Origin of the sequence: Albimonas pacifica (assembly GCF_900113695.1) — a bacterium.
GTDB lineage: Bacteria > Pseudomonadota > Alphaproteobacteria > Rhodobacterales > Rhodobacteraceae > Albimonas > Albimonas pacifica.
Genome location: NZ_FOQH01000001.1, coordinates 298992 through 316654 on the forward strand (window position 1 = coordinate 298992; position 17663 = coordinate 316654).

The 17663-nt window shown below is 75.3% G+C and carries 16 protein-coding genes; 8 read left to right on the forward strand and 8 right to left on the reverse strand.

Translation table 11 applies throughout. The annotated features are described in order from the left end of the window. The first annotated feature begins 161 nt into the window (after positions 1–161). The gene (locus tag BM064_RS01150; protein WP_092857007.1) at positions 162–1586 is read left to right on the forward strand and encodes an aminotransferase-like domain-containing protein; all 1425 of its coding nucleotides are present in this window, start codon (positions 162–164) and stop codon (positions 1584–1586) included. 36 nt (positions 1587–1622) lie between these two features. Here the strand turns inward: BM064_RS01150 and BM064_RS01155 are convergent, their stop codons facing one another. From BM064_RS01155 to BM064_RS01175, 5 genes are all read right to left on the reverse strand, one after another. Then, positions 1623–2294 (reverse strand): response regulator transcription factor, encoded by a 672-nt coding sequence (locus BM064_RS01155; RefSeq protein WP_092857009.1) that lies wholly within the window; start codon positions 2292–2294, stop codon positions 1623–1625. Further along, positions 2291–3604, reverse strand: a complete 1314-nt coding sequence (locus BM064_RS01160; RefSeq protein ID WP_092857011.1) for a sensor histidine kinase — start codon at positions 3602–3604, stop codon at positions 2291–2293. The genes BM064_RS01155 and BM064_RS01160 overlap by 4 nt, the downstream gene beginning before the upstream one ends. Before the next feature lie 120 nt (positions 3605–3724). Beyond that, positions 3725–4672: a response regulator gene (locus tag BM064_RS01165; RefSeq protein ID WP_092857013.1), complete on the reverse strand. Its 948-nt coding sequence runs from the start codon at positions 4670–4672 to the stop codon at positions 3725–3727. Then, the gene (locus BM064_RS01170) at positions 4666–4968 is read right to left on the reverse strand and encodes a hypothetical protein (RefSeq protein ID WP_092857015.1); all 303 of its coding nucleotides are present in this window, start codon (positions 4966–4968) and stop codon (positions 4666–4668) included. The genes BM064_RS01165 and BM064_RS01170 overlap by 7 nt, the downstream gene beginning before the upstream one ends. A 16-nt stretch (positions 4969–4984) precedes the next feature. Then, positions 4985–5209: a hypothetical protein gene (locus tag BM064_RS01175; protein WP_092857017.1), complete on the reverse strand. Its 225-nt coding sequence runs from the start codon at positions 5207–5209 to the stop codon at positions 4985–4987. 273 nt (positions 5210–5482) lie between these two features. On the opposite strand from BM064_RS01175, the gene BM064_RS01180 reads away from it, so the two are divergent. The 3 genes from BM064_RS01180 to BM064_RS01190 all read left to right on the forward strand — a co-directional run bounded on the left by BM064_RS01180 (position 5483) and on the right by BM064_RS01190 (position 7986). Beyond that, the gene (locus BM064_RS01180; protein WP_092857019.1) at positions 5483–6271 is read left to right on the forward strand and encodes an SDR family oxidoreductase; all 789 of its coding nucleotides are present in this window, start codon (positions 5483–5485) and stop codon (positions 6269–6271) included. 14 nt (positions 6272–6285) lie between these two features. Further along, positions 6286–6702, forward strand: coding sequence for a cupin domain-containing protein (locus tag BM064_RS01185; RefSeq protein WP_092857021.1), 417 nt, complete (start codon positions 6286–6288; stop codon positions 6700–6702). A 261-nt stretch (positions 6703–6963) separates the two neighbouring features. Continuing rightward, positions 6964–7986, forward strand: a complete 1023-nt coding sequence (locus BM064_RS01190) for an alpha/beta fold hydrolase (RefSeq protein ID WP_092857023.1) — start codon at positions 6964–6966, stop codon at positions 7984–7986. A gap of 475 nt (positions 7987–8461) precedes the next feature. Here BM064_RS01190 and BM064_RS27740 read toward each other — a convergent pair whose 3' ends face one another. The 3 genes from BM064_RS27740 to BM064_RS01210 all read right to left on the reverse strand — a co-directional run bounded on the left by BM064_RS27740 (position 8462) and on the right by BM064_RS01210 (position 13708). Then, on the reverse strand, positions 8462–10804 hold the full coding sequence (locus BM064_RS27740) for an acyl-CoA dehydrogenase family protein (RefSeq protein ID WP_218160908.1): 2343 nt from the start codon (positions 10802–10804) through the stop codon (positions 8462–8464). Between the two features lie 353 nt (positions 10805–11157). Next, positions 11158–12300: a lipopolysaccharide biosynthesis protein gene (locus BM064_RS01205; protein WP_092857025.1), complete on the reverse strand. Its 1143-nt coding sequence runs from the start codon at positions 12298–12300 to the stop codon at positions 11158–11160. A gap of 253 nt (positions 12301–12553) precedes the next feature. After that, positions 12554–13708 (reverse strand): hypothetical protein, encoded by a 1155-nt coding sequence (locus BM064_RS01210; protein WP_092857027.1) that lies wholly within the window; start codon positions 13706–13708, stop codon positions 12554–12556. 144 nt (positions 13709–13852) lie between these two features. Between BM064_RS01210 and BM064_RS01215 the strand changes: the two genes are divergently transcribed. From BM064_RS01215 to BM064_RS01230, 4 genes are all read left to right on the forward strand, one after another. After that, entirely contained in the window at positions 13853–15490 is a 1638-nt protein-coding gene (locus tag BM064_RS01215) for a fatty acyl-AMP ligase (RefSeq protein ID WP_177236105.1), read from the forward strand. Next, a complete protein-coding gene (locus BM064_RS01220; RefSeq protein WP_092857031.1) occupies positions 15487–16470 on the forward strand; it encodes an NAD-dependent epimerase/dehydratase family protein in 984 nt (327 codons plus the stop codon). Before BM064_RS01215 ends, BM064_RS01220 begins: the two co-directional genes overlap by 4 nt. 159 nt (positions 16471–16629) lie before the next feature. Beyond that, complete coding sequence (locus BM064_RS01225) at positions 16630–17376, forward strand: phosphocholine cytidylyltransferase family protein (RefSeq protein WP_281244848.1); 747 nt, start codon at positions 16630–16632, stop codon at positions 17374–17376. A gap of 30 nt (positions 17377–17406) precedes the next feature. Beyond that, complete coding sequence (locus BM064_RS01230) at positions 17407–17655, forward strand: acyl carrier protein (RefSeq protein WP_092857035.1); 249 nt, start codon at positions 17407–17409, stop codon at positions 17653–17655. The last annotated feature ends 8 nt before the right edge of the window (positions 17656–17663 follow it).

Genomic DNA, 17663 nt, shown 5'->3' on the forward strand with positions numbered 1-17663 from the left:
GCCCGGTTGCTTCGACGGCGGCGATGGGGACAGTCTGCGCGCCGGACGGGCCCGGCGCAGTCACGCCTGGGGATCGTCGGCTAAGACCAAGGGCTGGGACCGATGCGACGTCGTGGGGAAGCCGCGGGCGCGAGGGCCCGCCTCGGACAGGATGCATGCGGATGACCAGGCCCGGGCTCGTCTTCGACATCGACCGCAGCCGGCGGCGCGCGATCGCCGACCAGATCGCCGGCTCGATCCGCGCCGCGATCGGCGACGGCCGCCTTCCCGATGGCGCGCGGCTGCCCTCCTGGGTCGATCTGGCCGCCCAGCTCGGGGTGGCGCGGGGCACGGTGCGGCGCGCCTACGAGATCCTGGCCGACGAGCAGCTGGTGATCGCCTCCGGCGCCTCGGGCACCCTGGTCGCCCCGTCGCGCGCGGCGGAGCGGCCCGCGGCGTCCCGTCCCGCCGTCGAGGCCCTGCCCGATCCGATGCCCGGCATGACGCCCGCCTACGAGGCGCCCTCGCTGCCCTTCCAGAACGGGGTCCCGGCGCAGGAGGCCTATCCGGTCAAGGTCTGGGCCCGGTTGCTGGGACGGGCGGCGCGGGCGCGGTCCTTCGAGAGCACGGTGCAGCCCGATCCCCGCGGCGACCCGGGCCTGCGGGCGCAGATCGCGGCGCATCTGGCGGTGGCGCGCGGCATCGCCTGCGCGCCCGACCAGGTGGTCGTCACGACCGGCTTCCGCGCCGGCCTGACCCTCGCCATCGCGGCGCGGGCCCGACCGGGGGCCGAGGCGCTGGTCGAGGATCCCGGCTTTCCGGTGATCCGCCGGTCGCTGGAATGGCAGGGCCTGCGCCCCGTCGCCTCGCCGGTGGACGCCGAGGGGCTGGACGTGGCGCGCGCCGTCGCCCGGGCGCCCGAGGCGGCGCTGGCGGTGGTCTCGGCCTGCCAGCACGCGCCGCTGGGGTCGGCGCTGTCGCCCGCCCGCCGCCGGGCGCTGCTGGACTGGGCCGACCGCACGGGCGCCTGGATCATCGAGGACGATTTCCTCGCCGAGCTGCAGCTCGACGGCCGGGCCACGCCGGCGCTGGCGGCCGAGGACGCGCGCGGCTCGGTGATCCACCTGGGCACCTTCGCCAAGACCCTGGGGCAGATGATCGGCCTGGGCTTCGTCGTCTCGCCCCTGAGCATCGCGCCGCGGATGGCCGAGGTCGCCGCGCACATCCTGCCCGCCCCCTGTCCGGTGGCGCAGCGGGGGCTGATGCATTTCCTCGAGGAAGGCCACTACCTGCGCCATCTGCGGCGCACCAAGGCGCTTTACGCCGAACGCCGCGGCCGGCTGCTCGCAGCGCTGGCCGGGGCCGGGATCGAGGCCGCGCCCAGCGGGCCGGCGGCGCTCGTGTGGCTGCGCGCGGACGTCGACGACCGCGCGTTCCAGCAGGAGGCCTGGAGCCGGGGCATCGCGCCGGGCCCGGTGTCGAGCTGGTTCGTCGACCCCGCCCTCCGCCGCCCCGGCACGCTGATCTGCGCCACCAACTTCGACGCGCGGGCCGAGGCCGTGGCGCTGCCGCGTCTTCTCGACCTGCTGGCGCGCCACCTGGACTGAGACGCCCCCGCCCGCGTCGCCCGGCGGAGGGGCCGGTCAGGTCGCGTGTCGCCCCAGCGCGGGGTCGCGCACGCCCAGGATCTCCGCCGCGCGGACGAGATCCGCGAGCGAGGGCGCCGCCATCTTCCGCATCGCCGCGCCGCGATGGATCTTGACCGTCGCGACCGACAGCCCCAGCCGCCCGGCGATCTGCTTGTTCATCAGCCCCGCCGCGACCAGCGCCATCACCTCGCGCTCGCGCTCCGAGAGGGTCTCGTGGCGACGGGCGAGCGCGGCGGCCTCCGCCCGCAGCGCCGCGGCTTCGGCGTCCCGGCGGACCGCCGCCTGCACGGCGCTGAGCAGCGCCTCGTCGCGGAACGGCTTCTCGAGGAAGTCCACCGCGCCGGCCCGCATCGCCCGCACCGTCATCGGGATGTCCCCGAAGGCGCTCATCAGGATCACCGGCATCCCCGTCCCCTCGCGCGCCATGCGCTCGTGCAGGTCGAGCCCGCTCTCCGCGCGCAGACGCACGTCCAGCAGCAGGCAGGCGGGGCCCGGCGGCCGGGCGGCGGCGAGCACGGCGGCCGCGGTCTCGAACTGGCGCGCCGCGTAGCCGGCCGAGACCAGCAGCGCCTCGAGCGCCCCGCGCAGACCGGAGTCGTCGTCGAGGATCCACACTTCCGGATCGGGCGCCGGAGCGGGCGCGGGGGCGGCCGCGGGCCGGGTCATTCGGCGGCCCTGCAGACCGCGCCGACCGGATCCGCGGCCGGATCGGCCGCGGATCCGGGGGCGGCGGGAAGCTCCACCACGAACCGCACGCCGGGGCAGGGGGCGACGGGCGCCTCGACCCGGATCGCGCCGCCATGGCTCTCGACGATGTTGCGGCAGATCGACAGGCCCATGCCCATGCCCCCCTCGCGGGTCGAGAAGAACGGATCGAAGACCCGCGCCCGCGCCTCGGGATCGAGCCCGGGGCCGCGGTCCTCCACCGCCAGGCTGAGGCCCCCCGGCGTCCGCGCCAGCGCGATCTCGAGCCGCCGCCGCTCCTCCGGCAGGCCCCGCCCGGCCTCCAGCGCGTTGAGGATCAGGTTCATCAGCACCTGCTGAAGCTGGATCCGGTCGCCCATCGCCGGCGGCAGCCGCCGCGGCGCGCGCAGGTCGACGCGCATCTCGGCCGCGGCGAGATCGCGCCGGGCCAGCGCCAGCGTCTCCTCGGCCAGGGCGGCGAGGTCCACCGGACCGACGTTCGGCGCCGCGCGCCGGGTCATGCCGCGGATGCGCTCCACGATGCGAGCGGCGCGCAGGGCGTTGCTCTCGGCCTGCTCGAGGCTGTGCCGGGCGCGGTCGACGTCCGGCGTCTCCCGCGCCAGCCAGCGGGCGCCGGCGCGGGCGTAGGAGACGGCGGCGGCCAGCGGCTGGTTCACCTCATGGGCGATCGAGGCGGCGAGCTGCCCCAGCATGGTGACCCGCGCGTGATGGGCGAGCGCGTCCTGCGCCCGGCGCAGCTCGGCCTCGGCCCGGCGCAGGGGCGTCACGTCCATCGCCGCGATCAGGGTGCGCCGCCAGCCGTCGTGATCGGGGGGCAGGGCCACGCGGAACAGCACCTCCACCGGCGCGCCCGAGGCGGTGCGGAAGGTGGTTTCCGCATCCGCCCAGGGCGCGCCCGCGCGGATGGCGGCGAAGATGCCCGGCAGCGCCGAGACCGAGGCCTCGGTCCGGAACCGGCCGATGCCCTCGCGCAGCAGGACGGCCGGGCTCTCGACGCCGAACAGGCGCGCCGCGGCCTCGTTCGCGTCGGTCAGATGCGCCTGGGCGGCGGCCTCGCGCACCTTCTCGGGATGGTCGAGGAACCAGTCCCGCACCTCGCGCCCCTCGCGCTCGGCCTGTTCGCACATCGGCAGGGCGGCGGACCAGTCGGCCTGCCAGATCGCGAGGCCCGAGGTCTCGAACAGGGTGCGGTGGCGCCCCTCCGCCGACGCCGAGGCGCCGGCGGCCTGTCCGCGATCCGGGGGGCTGTCGCTGTCTGGAACGGTGCGCATCGGGGGGTCTCGACTGGATCGAATGCATACGAAGCATCGCCCGGACGACGGTCCGACTCATAGGACCGAAAACGAAGGAAACGGTTGTACCAAGCCCCGGCCAGGGGACGCCGGCCAGGGTCAGCCGCGGCGCAGGGCGACCTCCGCCTCGATGGCCGCCAGCAGCGCCTGCGCGTCGAAGGGCTTTCGGAAGATCAGACGGGCCGGGCGGCCGTCGGCGATCAGTCGCTCGGCCGTTTCAGGGCGTCCGGTGATCAGGATCACGGGCAGGTCGGGCCGCCGCGCGCGCGCCAGCGCCTCGAGCTGCAGCCCGTCCATCCCGGCCATGCCGATGTCGGCGACCAGGCAGTCGAGCCGGGCGAAGTCGGGATCGTCGAGCAGCGCGCGCCCGTCGGCCCGCACGCAGGCCTCGCACCCGGCGGACTCGAGGAGCTCGCTCAGGGCCGCGCGGAGGCGGGGGTCGTCGTCGACGACGCCGACGACGGCGGGCGGGGGAGGCGGCATGTGGGGCAGGTTCCTGGCGTCGGTCGAAAGAGGGCGCGGTCGCGGGACGGTCACGGGGGCGCGGCCGGGGCGGGGCGGGCCGGCGCCGTGCAGGGCGGCGCGAGGCTGAAGCCCATGCCCCGCGGCGCGCGGCTGGTTCGCCTCATGCGCGATCGAGGCCGCCAGCTCCGCCAGGCTCGAGGCGCGGGAGGCCTGCGCCAGCCGGTCGAGCGCGCGGCGGAGCTCCTCCTGCGGGCGGACCTCGTCGTCGACGTCCAGCAGCGCCCCGGTCGGCCGGGTCACGACGCCGCCGCCGTCGCGCTGGCCGGCCAGGCGGCTCTCCGCCCGGCGATAGACGCCGTCGGCGCGATGCAGGCGATAGCGCGCCGTCAGGGGCCCGTTCTTCCTCGGCGCGCCCGCGGCGCGGTCGAGCGACGGCGCGGCCGAGACCCGGCGCCAGCGCCAGGCCCCGTCGGCGCGCCGCAGGCGGCGCTCGCTCCCGAAGGTCCCGCCCCGTTCCATCGCCTGCCGCTGCATGGCGCGCACCCGGTCGAGGTCGTCGGGGGGGATCGCCTCGGTCAGCATCGCGCGACAGACCTCGGCGAAGGCGATGCAGGGGGGGCGCTTGACGTCGAAGCTCTCCGCGCGCGGCCGAAACAGCGCGCGACGCTGGGGCCGACGTCGTCGAAGCCGCCGTCCGCCTCGGCGGACCGGGCGTGGACGGTCATGCCCTCGACGATCCTCCGGGCCGCGCGGTCGAGCCTCCGCTCCTGCGCACCGCGCCGGGCGGGACCACGGCGCAGGCCGGACGCCGGCGCCGCGCCCAGGGCCGCGCCGAGCGCCGTGGCGACGAGGGCGGCCAGGATCGGCGGGTCGATCATGCGGCGCGCGCGGCGGTCATGGCGACGCGTCGCCGTCGTCCGGGACCACCGCGGCCCGCTGCGCGGCGGCGATGCGCCCGGCGCGGGCCGGGAGATGCGCGAGGGCCGCCGGCGAGGGCGCGGCGTCGCGCGACGTCCGCCCGGACGGCGCCGGCCGGACCGCCACATGCGCGAGGCGGGCGGCCTCGGCCTCGATCCCGCGTCGCGTCTGGGGCGCGGCGCGGACCGGCAGATCGGGCATCGGACCTCCTCCGCGCCGCCGTCGGCAAGTCCGACGGGGCCGATCCTGCCGCGACCCCGCCCCCCCGGTCGATACTCCAAAGGGAGGATCGACGCGCGCGCCGGCACGCCCGCGCGGACGCCCTGCCGCCCGTGCCGCGCATCCGACCAAGGGCCTAGCGCGCAAGCCCTGCGGCCGATGGCCGGGGCGCCTCCCGGGCCGCATCGTCGGGCCGGGCCGCAGCGCCGCCGCTCCGGCGCCGCGCGGACCCGAGATGCGGAAAGGAGCACGGATATGCAGCGTTCGGAGAAGCCGGGGGCGGGACGGATCGTCGTGGTCGGCGGCACGGGCCTGATCGGCGTCCGCGTGACGGCGCGGCTGCGCGCCATGGGACGCGAGGCGGTCGCCGTCTCGCCGGCCACGGGGGTCGACGCCTATGCCGGCGCCGGCCTGGACGACGCGCTCGCCGGGGCCGAGGCCGTGATCGACCTGGTCAACGCGCCCAGCTGGGAACCGGCGGCTGTCCTCGACTTCTTCCGCACCGCCTCGCGCAATCTCGCCGCGGCGGGGCGGCGGGCGGGGCTGCGCCATCACCTCGCCCTATCGATCGTCGGCGTCGACCGGATGCCGGACAACGCCTACTTCCTGGGCAAGCTCGCGCAGGAGCAGGGGCTGCGCGAGGGCGGCCTGCCCTGGACCGTGGTCCGCTCGACCCAGTTCATGGAGTTCCTGACCGCCATCGCCGACGGCGCCGAGACCGGCGGCGAGGTGCGCGCGCCGGTCGGCCAGCTCCAGCCGATCGCGGCCGAAGACGTGGCCGAGGCGGTCGCGACCGCCGCCCTCTCGCCCCCCGCGATGGGCGTGATCGAGATCGCCGGCCCCGAGCGCGCGCCCCTCGACGCGATGCTGCGCCGCCGGCTCGCCGCCGCCGGCGACCTGCGTCCCGTCCTGAGCGATCCCGACGCCCGCTACTTCGGCGGCCGCGTCGAGGCCTTGTCGCTCGTTCCCCTGGGCGAGGCGCGCCTCGGGCGCCTCGACCTCGACGCCTGGCTGCAGCGCCAGGCCCTTGCCAAGTCCGCCTGAAAGGAGCCGATCCGATGCGCGCCATCGCCCGAACCGCCGCCGCCTGTCTCGCCGCCTGCCTTCTGACGCCCGCCCCCGCGCTTGCGGACGGCGGGACGATCACCCTCGTCTACGACCAGCCGATCCCGAACCTGCCGGGCAAGAGCCTGAAGGGCGTGCTGGTCGAATACGCGCCCGGCGGCTACAGCCCCGCCCATGTCCACGCGCCCTCGGCCCTGATCTACGCCACCGTTCTCGAGGGCGCGGTGAGGATGCAGATCAACGGCGGCGAGAGCAGGGTCTATCGCGCGCTGGAAAGCTTCACCGAGATGCCCGGCGACTTCCATGACGTCAGCTCCAACGCCTCGACGAGCGAGCCCGCCAAGCTGCTCGCGGTCTTCGTGGTGAACAGCGACGAGACCGAGCTGACCACCTTCCGCCCGCACCGCTGACGCGGCGCGCGCCGCCTCCCTCCGTCTCCCGCCCGGGCGCGGGCCGTCGGCGGCCCGCGCCTTCGGCGCGCCCGACGCCCGCGCGCGATGTCCGTCTCCTGCGCGATCCAGAGGGCGGACCCGGCTCATCCCAAGGTCCTGGTCCGCTCGCCCGAGGCCGGATGGAAGGCCCCCGGCCCGGAGCGCACCCTGCGCAGGTCGACGCGTTCCGCCCCCGGACGGGGCGCGCCGACCTCCCGTTCCCTGCAGAGGCGACGTGCCATGCAACACCCTTCCTCCCGGCCGGCCGGCGGCCCGCCCCCCGAAGACCTGGCGCCCGACGGCGTGCTCCGCCGGCGCGTGATGATCGGCGCGGCGGCCGCGGCCGCCGCGTTTTCCCTGCCCCTCGCCGCGGCCGCGCAGGCCCCGGCCTCCTCCCCCTCCATTACCGGAACCGAGCCGATGAGCTTCGTCACCACCCCCGACGGCGTCGAGATCTTCTACAAGGACTGGGGCCCGAAGGACGCCCGGCCCATCGTCTTCCACCACGGCTGGCCGCTGTCCTCGGACGACTGGGACGCGCAGATGCTGTTCTTCCTGGCCAACGGCCACCGCGTCGTCGGCATCGACCGGCGCGGCCACGGGCGGTCCTCGCAGGTCTCCGACGGCCACGACATGGACCACTACGCCGCCGACGCCGCCACGGTGGTGCGCAAGCTGGACCTGAAGGGCGCCGTGCACGTCGGCCACTCGACCGGCGGCGGCGAGGCGCTGCACTACGTCGCCCGCCACGGCCAGCCCGAGGGCCGGGTCGCGGGCCTGGTCCTGATCGGCGCGGTGCCGCCGCTGATGCTCAGGACGGCCGCGAACCCCGGCGGCCTGCCGATGGAGGTCTTCGACGGCATGCGCCGGGCGCTGGCGGCCAACCGCGCCCAGTTCTACCGCGCCCTCCCCGAGGGCCCGTTCTACGGCTACAACCGCGCCGGCGCGGCGCCCTCGGAGGCGGTGATCGCCAACTGGTGGCGGCAGGGCATGATGGGCGGCGCCAAGGCGCATTACGACGGCATCAAGGCCTTCTCGGAGACCGATTTCACCGAGGACCTGAAGACCGTCTCGGTCCCCACGCTGGTGCTGCACGGCGAGGACGACCAGATCGTCCCCATCGCGGATTCGGCGCCGCTGTCGGCGAAGTTGCTCAGGAACGGCGAGCTGAAGACCTACCCCGGCCTGCCCCACGGCCTGTGCACCACCCATGCCGAGGTGGCGAACCGCGACCTGCTCGCCTTCGTGCGCGCCTTGGTCTGAGCCCGGCGCCCGGGCGCGGCGGCGACGCCGGCGCGGCCCAGATGGCGGATCGGGCCGCGGATGCGGATGAAGGCCTCGACCAGATGCCGGCGGCGGCGGGGGGCCGCGGGCGTCGCTCCCGGATCGGCTTGGCAGGGGCGGCGCCGAACCTATGCATCCAGCGGCGCACCGTCTCGTGGGAGACGTCGATCCCGCGCGCGGGCCGCGGGTCCCCCGCATCCCGGCGGCTCAGGGCGAAGCGGAGGTGGAGCCAGACCGCGTGCCGGACGACCGGCGGCAGCCGATGGCGCGCAGGAAACCGGGCGCAGGCCCGGGCCTTTCGCGCCGCGTCTCGGCATTCCACCCGGTCGAGGCGTCGAACCCGGCGGCAGGACGAGGATCTGAACCGGGCCTGCCGCCGAAAACCTGTCCGCGGATCGGAGCCTACCCCGGCGCCTGACGGGGAGGTCGGAATGGATCGTTCCCGCGAAGGCCGTCAGCCGCTGCGCACCTCGCGGAACGGCACGCCCCGATCCGGCTCCGCCTCGCGCGGGAGACCGAGGACGCGCTCCGCGATGATGTTGCGCTGGATCTGGTCGGTGCCGCCGCCGATGGAGGTGAAATAGGCGTTCAGCGCCAGGAAGTTGGCGTCGTCGGCGAGCGGGTGCTCGGGCCCGTCCAGAAGGCTCTCGGCCCCCAGGATGGCGGTGCGCATCCGCGCCTCCTCATGCAGCACGCGCGACATCGCGAGCTTGCCCAGCGACATCACGGGAGAGGAGGTGTCGCCCCGTTCCAGCGCCGCCTTGCCGCGCGCGTTGTTAAGCGCCAGCAGGCGGCGCAGCGCCAGCACGCCCGCCAGGTCCTGGCGCAGCGCCGGGTCGTCCAGCCGCCCCCGGGCGCGGGCCAGCGCCACGAGGTCGTCCGACATCCGCTCCCGCCGCGCGCCGCGGGGCCCTTCGCCCATCACCCCGCGCTCGTAGGCCAGCGCGGTCTGCAGAACCCGCCAGCCGCCGTTCAGCGGGCCGACGATGTTGGCCGCCGGCGCCCGGGCGCCGGCGAGGAACACCTCGTTGAAATGGGCTTCCCCGGTGACCTGGGGAAGCGGGCGGACCTCCACCCCCGGCTGCTTCATGGGCAGCATGAAGAAGGTGATCCCGGCATGCTTGGGCGCGTCCCAGTCGGTGCGCGCGATCAGCATCCCGTAGTCGGCATGCGCCGCGCCGGAGGTCCACACCTTCTGGCCGTCGATCACGTAGTCGTCGCCGTCCCGCTCCGCCCGCGTCCGGATCCCGGCGAGGTCCGAGCCCGCGGCGGGTTCGCTGTAGAGCAGGCAGGTGGTCAGCTCGCGCCGCAGCAGCGGCGGGATCATCGCGCGCTTCATCGCCTCGTCGCCGAGGTCGAAGATCGTGCAGGCGGCGAGGTTGCTCTTGTCCTGGCGCGCGCCGGGGGCGCCGACGCGGGCGAATTCCTCGTCCACCACCAGCGCCTGCTCGACGTCGAGGCCGCGGCCGAACCAGGCCTCGGGCCAGGTCGGCACGCCCCAGCCGGCGTCCAGCACCCGGACGAACCAGGCCTTCACCTCGGGGGGCAGGCGCCACTTGTCCTCGACCGTGGGCAGGTCGTCGCGCCAGTTGGCCGCGAGCCAGGCGCGCACCTCGGCGCGCAGCGCGGCGCGGGCCGGGTCGTCGTCCGCGTCGGGGGCGGCGGCCGATGCCGATGCGGGCGTCGCGGCCGGGTGCTCGAGCGCCGTCAGGAACCGCTCGCGATGGAACGGGGCGGCGCCGAAAAGCTGCGCCGTGGCGCGGGCCCGGCGCAGGTAGAGATGGGCCGGATGCGCCCAGGTGAAGGCGATGCCGCCATGCATCTGGATCGCGTCCGCGGCCACGCGTCCGCAGGCCTCGGCGCAGGCGAACGCGGCCAGCGGCACGGCGGACGCGGCCCGCGCGCCGCCCTCGGCCAGCGCCTCGGCGGCGTCGCGGGCGGCGGAGGTCGCGGTCTCCACGTCCAGCAGGCGGTCGGCGGCCATGTGCTTGATCGCCTGGAAGCTGCCGATGGGCCGGCCGAACTGGATGCGGGTCCGGGCGTAGTCGACGGTCATCTCGAACACCCGCCGGGCGCCGCCGGCCTGCTCTCCCGCCATCGCGACCAGCGCGAGGTCCAGCGCCGCCCGGATCGGCGCCCAGCCCGGGCGGCCGACCTGCACGGCGGGCGCGTCCCGGAAGTCGATCCGGGAAAGGCGCAGGGTCCGGTCGAAGGTCGGCAGGGGCGTGCGCGTCACGCCCGGGGCGTCGGCCGCCACCGCGAAGAGGCCGATCTCCTCCCCCGTCCGCGCCGCGACCAGCAGCAGGTCCGCGGCCTGGCCGTGGGTCACGTAGTCCGCGACGCCGGTCAGCGAGGCGGCGTCGCCCGCGCCCGTGGCGCAGACCGCGACTCCCTCCGGCGTCCAGTCCCCGCGCGTCGAGGTCAGGGCCGCGGTGGCGATCGTCGTGCCCGCGGCGATTCCCGGCAGATGCGCCGCCTGCGCCGCGCGGTCGCCGCTGGCCGCCAGCAGCCCCGCGGCGAGCACGGAGGAGGACAGGAACGGCGAGCAGAGCAGCGCCGCGCCCATCGCCTCGGCCACCGGTTCCAGCTCCACCGGACCGAGGCCGGCGCCGCCGAATTCGGGAGCGACCAGCAGGCCGACCACGCCCATCGCGGCCAGCTCGCGCCACAAGGCGGGATCGAAGCCCTCGGGCGTCTCCATGGCGGCGCGGACGGCGGCTTCCGTGCTGCGGTCGCGCAGCAGCGCGGCGACCGCGTCGCGGATCGCGCGGCGCTCCTCGATCGTGGTGTGAATCACGTCGGCATCCTCCCGGCAGCCGTGTCCGCGGCGATCCGAGCGCCGCCGGCCCGCCTTCGACGGGCGGGTCCGGGAGCTACCGTAAGGGCCCCTTCGATCTTTTCCAAGCAGGGCGCGCGGCGATCCGGCGTTCGGCAGCCTCTTCGCGATGCGCCCGCGCCGCGGCCTTGCGGGATCTCGGCCTGGAGGTCCGCCCCGTGACCGACGCCCGGTCGAACGACCGGGCCGAAGTCTCCCCTCGCCCCACCCGCAAGCGGAAGCGCCGCCGTATCAGGCGATCGCTCGATGACGTGACGGCGCCGGTGCGGCGCATGCCCGGGCCTGTCGCATCGCGCTCCGGGCCGCCATCCGGTCTACGTGTCGACGCCCGCGACCCCTTGCGCCTTGCCCAGCATCGATCGTCCGGCGACGCCGAGGGCGCCGTGGTAGAGCGCGGCGTGAGCGAGGATCGCGACGCCGACCCCGGTCACGCCCGAACGGTCCGCAAGCAGCAGCGCCAGCGGCAGGTACAGGGCCGCCGCGGCGGACTGGATCGCCAGCGCCGAGCCGGCGCGGTTGGCGGCCAGATAGGCGGGTTCCAGGGCGAAGCCGAGCGCCCCGATCAGCGCGCCTGCGGTCAAGAGCTGGAACAGCGGCGCATGGCGCGCCATCTCCGGCCCGTAGACATGCGCGACCAGCGGGTCGAGCACGGCGAACAGCACCGCCGCGAAGATCAGCGCCGCGAGCGCCGTGGTCCAGAGCTGCCGGACCAGGAAGCGCGCCAGCGCCTGCCACTCGCCGCGCGCGGTCAGCCGCGACAGGTCCGGCAGCACCAGCGGGCCGAGAACCCGCGCGGGCTTGGCGATCGAGGCCGCGAACTGGCGCGCGATCTCGAAGGCGCCGGCCGCCTCGGCGCCGAGACGCGCGCCGACCAGCATCGTGGTCAGATGGCTCACCGACAGCTGCACCGTGCTGGCGGCGTTGGTGAGCAGGAGGAACCGCCAGACCCCCGGAAACCGCGTGCCCGCGCGGAGCCACGGGGTCTCGAACCGCGGCCGCAGGCGACGGCGGCGCATCTCGCGCGCGAAGACCGCGAACACCCATGCGCCGCTGAGCACCGAGGCCGTGAACCAGGCGGCGGCGATATGCAGGGCGCCGCCGTCCAGCGCGACGGCCGCCCCGACCCCGACCAGGCGGAAGACCGCGTTCAGCGCGTGCTGCGCGGCCAGCACGTCCACCCGGTCGAACAGCCTGAGCGCGCCGTTGGGCGTGGCCTGCATGATGAAGGGGATGCAGATCAGGAACCAGGGCGCGAACTCGGCCACCGCCTCGGGCCATTCGAACAGGTCCCGCGCCAGCGGAAGGAAGGCCAGCGCGGCGCCGATCGCCGCGAGGCTGGCGACGATGTCGAGCCCCAGCGCGAAGCCCAGCAGGTTCTCGAGCCCGCGGCGGTCCCGCGGGGCCTCCAGCATGGCGCCGTAGCGCAGGATCGCCTGCCAGGACTGGAACTTCAGCACGTCGGAGAACAGGCGCGCATAGGCGTGCAGCAGCAGCGCGACGCCCAGGTCGCCGAGCCCGAAGGCGCGCAGCGCCAGCGCGCTGGTCGCCAGGTTGACGAGCCCGAAGACCGCGCGTCCGCCCAGCAGCAGGCCGGCGTTGCGGATCAGGCGTCCATGAATGGTGTCGCGGCGGATCAGGATCGGCTCTCCTGCGGGGCGGCGCGGGCGGCGGCGGCCCCCATCTACAGGCCGCCGCGCCCGCGAGGCAATCTCAGCGCCAGCGATCCGAGACGGCGCCGGTCTCGAGGAACTCGGCGACGATCGCGGCGCCGCGCTCGGAGGCGGGCATGTCCCCTTCGGGGCGCTCCTCGTCGCGCGCCTGGCGCTGGACCGGTTCCCAGCGCGGAAACTCCGCCATCGCCCGGTCGAGCGCCGCGTCGAGCTGCGCGGGGTCCGAGATCACCGGGCCGAAGCTCCAGGCGCGGAAATCCGCCCCCTGCGGGTCGGCGCCGTGGGCGTTGAGGAACACGCAGGGGCGCGGCTGCTGGATGAACTCGTAGATCTGGCTCGACTGGTCGCCCAGATAGAGGTCGGCCGCCCGGAGATAGGTCATGTCCACCGAGGCCCGCGAGCCGAGGTCGATGCGCAGGCCAGGGCCGCTCCGGAACCGGCGGGGCAGGCTGGCGCCGCGGGTGAAGCGGCGGCGGAACAGCAGCACATGCGGCGCGAAGATCAGGTTCCAGCGGTCGGAGCGGGCGAAATGGTCCAGGACCTGCGGACCGAAGCGCCGCCAGGAGGTCTTCGCCGCGCTCTGGGTGGGGTTGTAGATCACCACCGGCCGGTCGTCGTCGAAGAGCCGGGGCCGCGGGCCCCGGGCCAGCTCGAACTTCGGGTAGCCGGCGATCCCCCAGGCCCCCTCCCGCAGCCGTCCGCGCGCCTGGGCGATGCGGGCGATGCGGCGGCTCTGCACCAGGCGCAGGTCGGCGCGGTCGCTGCGGGGATCCATCAGGCCCAGCGGACGGCCGAAGGGGTCGGGCGTGCCGTGCCCGGTATGGATCAGCCGCAGGCGCGAGAGACGGGGATCGTCCTTCAGCGACAGGCTGGTCAGCTCCGGGGTCAGCAGCGCGTCGAGGCCGGCGAACATCTCCCGCGAGGCCTTCAGCACGGCGGTCTTGCGATAGAAGGCGACGTGACGCAGCGCCGGGTCCAGGAGCCGGGCGTGGAGCGGGACGGGCAGACGCTCGATCCGCGCCCGTTGGCCGGGGTGCAGCCGGCCGATGTCGGCGGCGAAGGCGGCCTCGGCCTCGGTCGAGCACAGCACGCGCACCGTCCACTCCGGGCGCAGCCGCGACAGCGCGAAGGCGTAGGGCGCGACATGCGGAACCTGGTGCGGTTCGTAGTGGTTGAGCAGGACGCCGACATGCATCAGAGAGTTCTCCTGTTGCCGGCGGCCTAGCGGCTTCGGCCGGGGCCCGCAACGGCCGCGCCTTCCAGTGGCCTCGGAAATCTGGCACAGGCTCGCATCCGCAGATGGAATGCGAGGCGAGACCGCATGGACACGGGGCTGAGAATGCAACGCGAGACCACGGGGAACGGCGCCGTCCACGCCGCCACCTTCGCCGAGGCCCTGGCGGGGCTCGATGCGGCCGAGGAAGGACTGTTCTTCTTCGGGCCCCGCGGCGCCCTGCGCGAGGAGCTGCCCTTCGCGCGCCTCGCCGAGGAGGCGGCGGACGCGGCGGGCCGCCTGCTGGGCCTCGGCCTCGCGCCCGGCGACCGGGTGGGCATCCTCGCCGAGACCGAGGCCGACTTCGTCCGGGCCTTCTGCGGCTGCATCCTGGCGCGCCTGCTGCCCTGTCCGATGCCGCTGCCGGTCGCCTTCGGCTCCCGCGCCGTCTACGCCGAGCAGCTGCGCCGCATCGCCGACGTCGCCGACATCCGGGCCGCGCTGGCGCCCGCGGAATTCGCCGACTGGGCGGCGGAGGGTCTGGCCGACCGCCGGCTCGTGCACCTGGGGACGCTCGCGGAAGTCACGGCGACGCCCGAAGCTCTGCCCCCGCCGCCCGCGCCCGGGGATCTCGCCTATCTCCAGTTCTCCTCCGGCACGACCCGGGCGCCGAAGGGGATCGCGGTGACCCATCGCGCGCTGATGGCGAACCTGCGCGGCATGGGGCATGACGCGCTGGACGTGGGGCCGCAGGATCGCGGGGTCAGCTGGCTGCCGCTCTATCACGACATGGGGCTGGTGGGCTCCCTGCTGATGCCCATCGCGATGGGCATGTCGGTGGATCACCTCGCCACGCGCGACTTTATCCGCCGGCCGGGCCTGTGGCTCGAGCTCGCCGCGGCGCGGCGGGCCACGATCTCCTACGCGCCCAGCTTCGGCTACCAGCTCGCGGCGCGGCGGGCGCGGCTGAGCGGGGACGCGGATCTCTCGGCCTGGCGCGTCGCGGGGATCGGCGGCGACATGGTGCGCCCCGAGGCGCTGGACGGCTTCGCCGAGACCTTCGCCCCCGCCGGCTTCCGCCGGGAGGCGTTCCTGCCCAGCTACGGCCTCGCCGAGGCCACGCTCGGCCTCTCCTTCTCCCGCCGGGACGCGGGCTGGCGTCTCGCCCGTCCGGCCGGCGACGGCGCGGCGGCGGTGGTCTCCTGCGGGGCGCCGCTGCCGGGCCACCGGATCGAGATCCGCGACGACGCCGGCCGGCCGCTGCCCGAGGGGACCGCCGGGCGCGTCCACGCCTGGGGGCCGAGCCTGATGGAGGGCTATTTCCGCGACCCCGCGCAGACCGCCGAGGCGCTGGCGGACGGCTGGCTCGACACCGGCGATCTGGGGTTCCTGCGGGACGGGGAGCTTGCGATCACCGGGCGGGCCAAGGATCTGGTGATCCTCAACGGCCGCAACATCTGGCCGCAGGACCTGGAATGGGCGGTCGAGGACGCCGTGGCGGGGCTGCGCAGCGGCGACGTCGCCGCCTTCGGCGAGATGCCGGAGCAGGGCCCCGAGGAGCTGGTGCTCGTCGTGCGCTGCCGTCCGCGCGACCCCGAGGCGCGCGCCGCCCTGCGCGCGCAGGTGGAGGCGGCGCTGGCCGCGGCGACCGGGCTGAAGGCGCGGATCGCGCTCTCCGACGACGGGCTTCCCCGCACCAGTTCCGGCAAGCTGAGCCGCGCCCGCGTGCGCGACGCGTATCGCAGCGGCGGCTACGACGGGTGACCCGCCTGGCGGCCGTCACCGGCGCGGGGGGCTTCGTGGGGAGCCATGTCCTGCCTGCGCTCGCGGCCGCCGGCTGGAGGCTCCGGATCCTTGCGCGCCGGTCGCCCGAGCTTGCCTTCGGGCCGCGGGACCCGGTCGAGACGACGCCCGGCTCGCTCTCCGACCCCGAGGCGCTGCGCGCGCTGGTCGACGGGGCGGACGCGGTGATCCACATCGCCGGCGCGGTGAAGGCCCGCTCGCGGGACGGGTTCCTCGCGGCCAACGCAGACGGCGCCGAGGCGGCTGCGCGGGCCTGGCGCGAGACGGCGCCGGGGGCGCGCTTCGTCCTGCTGTCCTCGATGGCCGCGCGGGAGCCGCAGCTCTCCGACTACGCGGCCTCCAAGCGGGAGGGCGAGGCCCGCGTCGCCGCCGTGGCGCAGGGCGCGCCCTTCGCCGTGCTGCGGCCCTGCGCCGTCTACGGCCCTGGCGACCGGGCGACGCTGCCGCTGTTCCGCAGCGCCCGCCTGCCCGTGCAGGTCGTGCCGGGCGGGGAGGAGGCGCGGATCTGCATGGTCTCGGTCTGGGACCTGGCGGCCGCCGTCGCCGCCGCGGTCGAGGCGCCGGCGGGCATCTACGAGGTCGCCGACGCCCGGACCGGAGGCTACGGCTGGCGAGAGATCGCCGCCGCGCTGGCCGCCGCGGCCGGGGAGCGGCCGGAGGGCGAGGCGGACGGTCCCCCGGCGCCGGCCCGCCCGGCGCCGACGCTGCGCACGCCGCGCCCGGTGCTGCAGGCGGTCGGGCGGCTGGGCGACCTGCGCGCGCGCCTGCTGGGGCCGGGAATGGTGGGATCGGGAAAGATCCGCGAGGCGCTCCACCCCGACTGGAGCTCGGCGCCCGAGCGTCAGCTTCCCGCCGCGCTCTGGTCCGCGCGCATCGACCTGGCGCCGGGTCTCGCGGCCACGGCGCGCTGGTATCGGGCCCAGGGCTGGCTTCGGCCCTGATCGCCGACGTCGGAGGTTGCCGTCGCGCGCGGTATTGTCAAACGTGACGGATCGGTTACGGTTTCCGCTCGACAGCATGACGGGACAGCGAGGCTGACGATTCCTCACATTCAAACCTGGTCCGATGCAGACGCCCGCACGACCACGAACGCGATCATTCTGAGCGCCGGCCAGGGAAAGCGTCTTTCGCCGCTGACGGACGTGCGCCCGAAATGTCTGATCCCGGTCCGGGGCGTGCCGATTCTCGGCTGGCAGCTGCGGGCCCTGGCGGCCTGCGGCGTCACCGACATCACGGTCGTCACCGGCTTCGAGGCGGAGTCGGTGCAGTCCGCGGTGCGCTCCCTCAACGTGGATGCCGACGTCGCGTGCATCGTCAATCCGTTCTACTCCATCGCCGACAACATCGGCTCCTGCTGGACCGCGCGCGATCGCTTCGGGCCGGACACGCTGCTGCTGAACGGCGACACGCTGTTCGGCCCCGAAACGCTGCGCCGGCTGCTGGAGCAGGCCGGGACCGGGATCACCGTCGCCATCGACCGCAAGCCGGTCTACGACGCGGACGACATGAAGGTCAGGGTGAGCGACGGTCGCCTGCGGCGGATCGGCAAGACCCTGGAAGGACCCGTCGACGGCGAGTCCATCGGCATGATCCGGATGCGCGACGACGGCGGCGCGCGCTTCGTCGACGCCCTGTCCCGGACGCTCAGCGATCCGGCCGCCCTGCGTCTTTGGTACCTGTCGGTGATCGACCGGCTGGCCGACGAGGGCGACGGCGTGGGCGTCGCCTCGATCGAGGGCCTGCCCTGGTGCGAGGTCGACTTTCCCCGTGACCTGCCGGTGGCCGAGGAGCGCGTCGCCGCGTTCGTCTGGCCCGGCGAACAGGCGAGGCAGACGGGTGTCCTCTAGCCCCGCTCGTCCCCTGCAAGGAACCGCCGAATGACCGAAGGCCTGGAGCAACGGATCCTCGAGCTTCTCCGCGCGCAGGGCGCCGCGGAGGGCGAGCTGACCGCGCAGAGCAACATCATCGCCGACACCTCGCTCGATTCCGTGAGCGTGATGGACCTGGTTCTGGAACTGGAGGACGAGTTCGACGTCGCCATCCCGCTCGGCCGGATCGCCGAAGTGAAGACGGTGGCGGATCTCGCCGACGCGATCCGAGACCTGCGTTCCGCAGGCGTGCAGTGAGGCGGAAG

What these genes read in the sequence shown, in the direction of transcription:
- BM064_RS01215 (WP_177236105.1), top strand. Translation starts at nt 13,853, where the DNA reads ATGCAACGCGAGACCACGGGGAACGGCGCCGTCCACGCCGCCACCTTC.
- BM064_RS01165 (WP_092857013.1), bottom strand. Translation starts at nt 4,672, where the DNA reads ATGCTGACCGAGGCGATCCCCCCCGACGACCTCGACCGGGTGCGCGCC.
- BM064_RS01210 (WP_092857027.1), bottom strand. Translation starts at nt 13,708, where the DNA reads ATGCATGTCGGCGTCCTGCTCAACCACTACGAACCGCACCAGGTTCCG.
- BM064_RS01150 (WP_092857007.1), top strand. Translation starts at nt 162, where the DNA reads ATGACCAGGCCCGGGCTCGTCTTCGACATCGACCGCAGCCGGCGGCGC.
- BM064_RS01155 (WP_092857009.1), bottom strand. Translation starts at nt 2,294, where the DNA reads ATGACCCGGCCCGCGGCCGCCCCCGCGCCCGCTCCGGCGCCCGATCCG.
- BM064_RS01160 (WP_092857011.1), bottom strand. Translation starts at nt 3,604, where the DNA reads ATGCGCACCGTTCCAGACAGCGACAGCCCCCCGGATCGCGGACAGGCC.
- BM064_RS01185 (WP_092857021.1), top strand. Translation starts at nt 6,286, where the DNA reads ATGCGCGCCATCGCCCGAACCGCCGCCGCCTGTCTCGCCGCCTGCCTT.
- BM064_RS01170 (WP_092857015.1), bottom strand. Translation starts at nt 4,968, where the DNA reads ATGATCGACCCGCCGATCCTGGCCGCCCTCGTCGCCACGGCGCTCGGC.
- BM064_RS01230 (WP_092857035.1), top strand. Translation starts at nt 17,407, where the DNA reads ATGACCGAAGGCCTGGAGCAACGGATCCTCGAGCTTCTCCGCGCGCAG.
- BM064_RS01175 (WP_092857017.1), bottom strand. Translation starts at nt 5,209, where the DNA reads ATGCCCGATCTGCCGGTCCGCGCCGCGCCCCAGACGCGACGCGGGATC.
- BM064_RS01180 (WP_092857019.1), top strand. Translation starts at nt 5,483, where the DNA reads ATGCAGCGTTCGGAGAAGCCGGGGGCGGGACGGATCGTCGTGGTCGGC.
- BM064_RS01190 (WP_092857023.1), top strand. Translation starts at nt 6,964, where the DNA reads ATGCAACACCCTTCCTCCCGGCCGGCCGGCGGCCCGCCCCCCGAAGAC.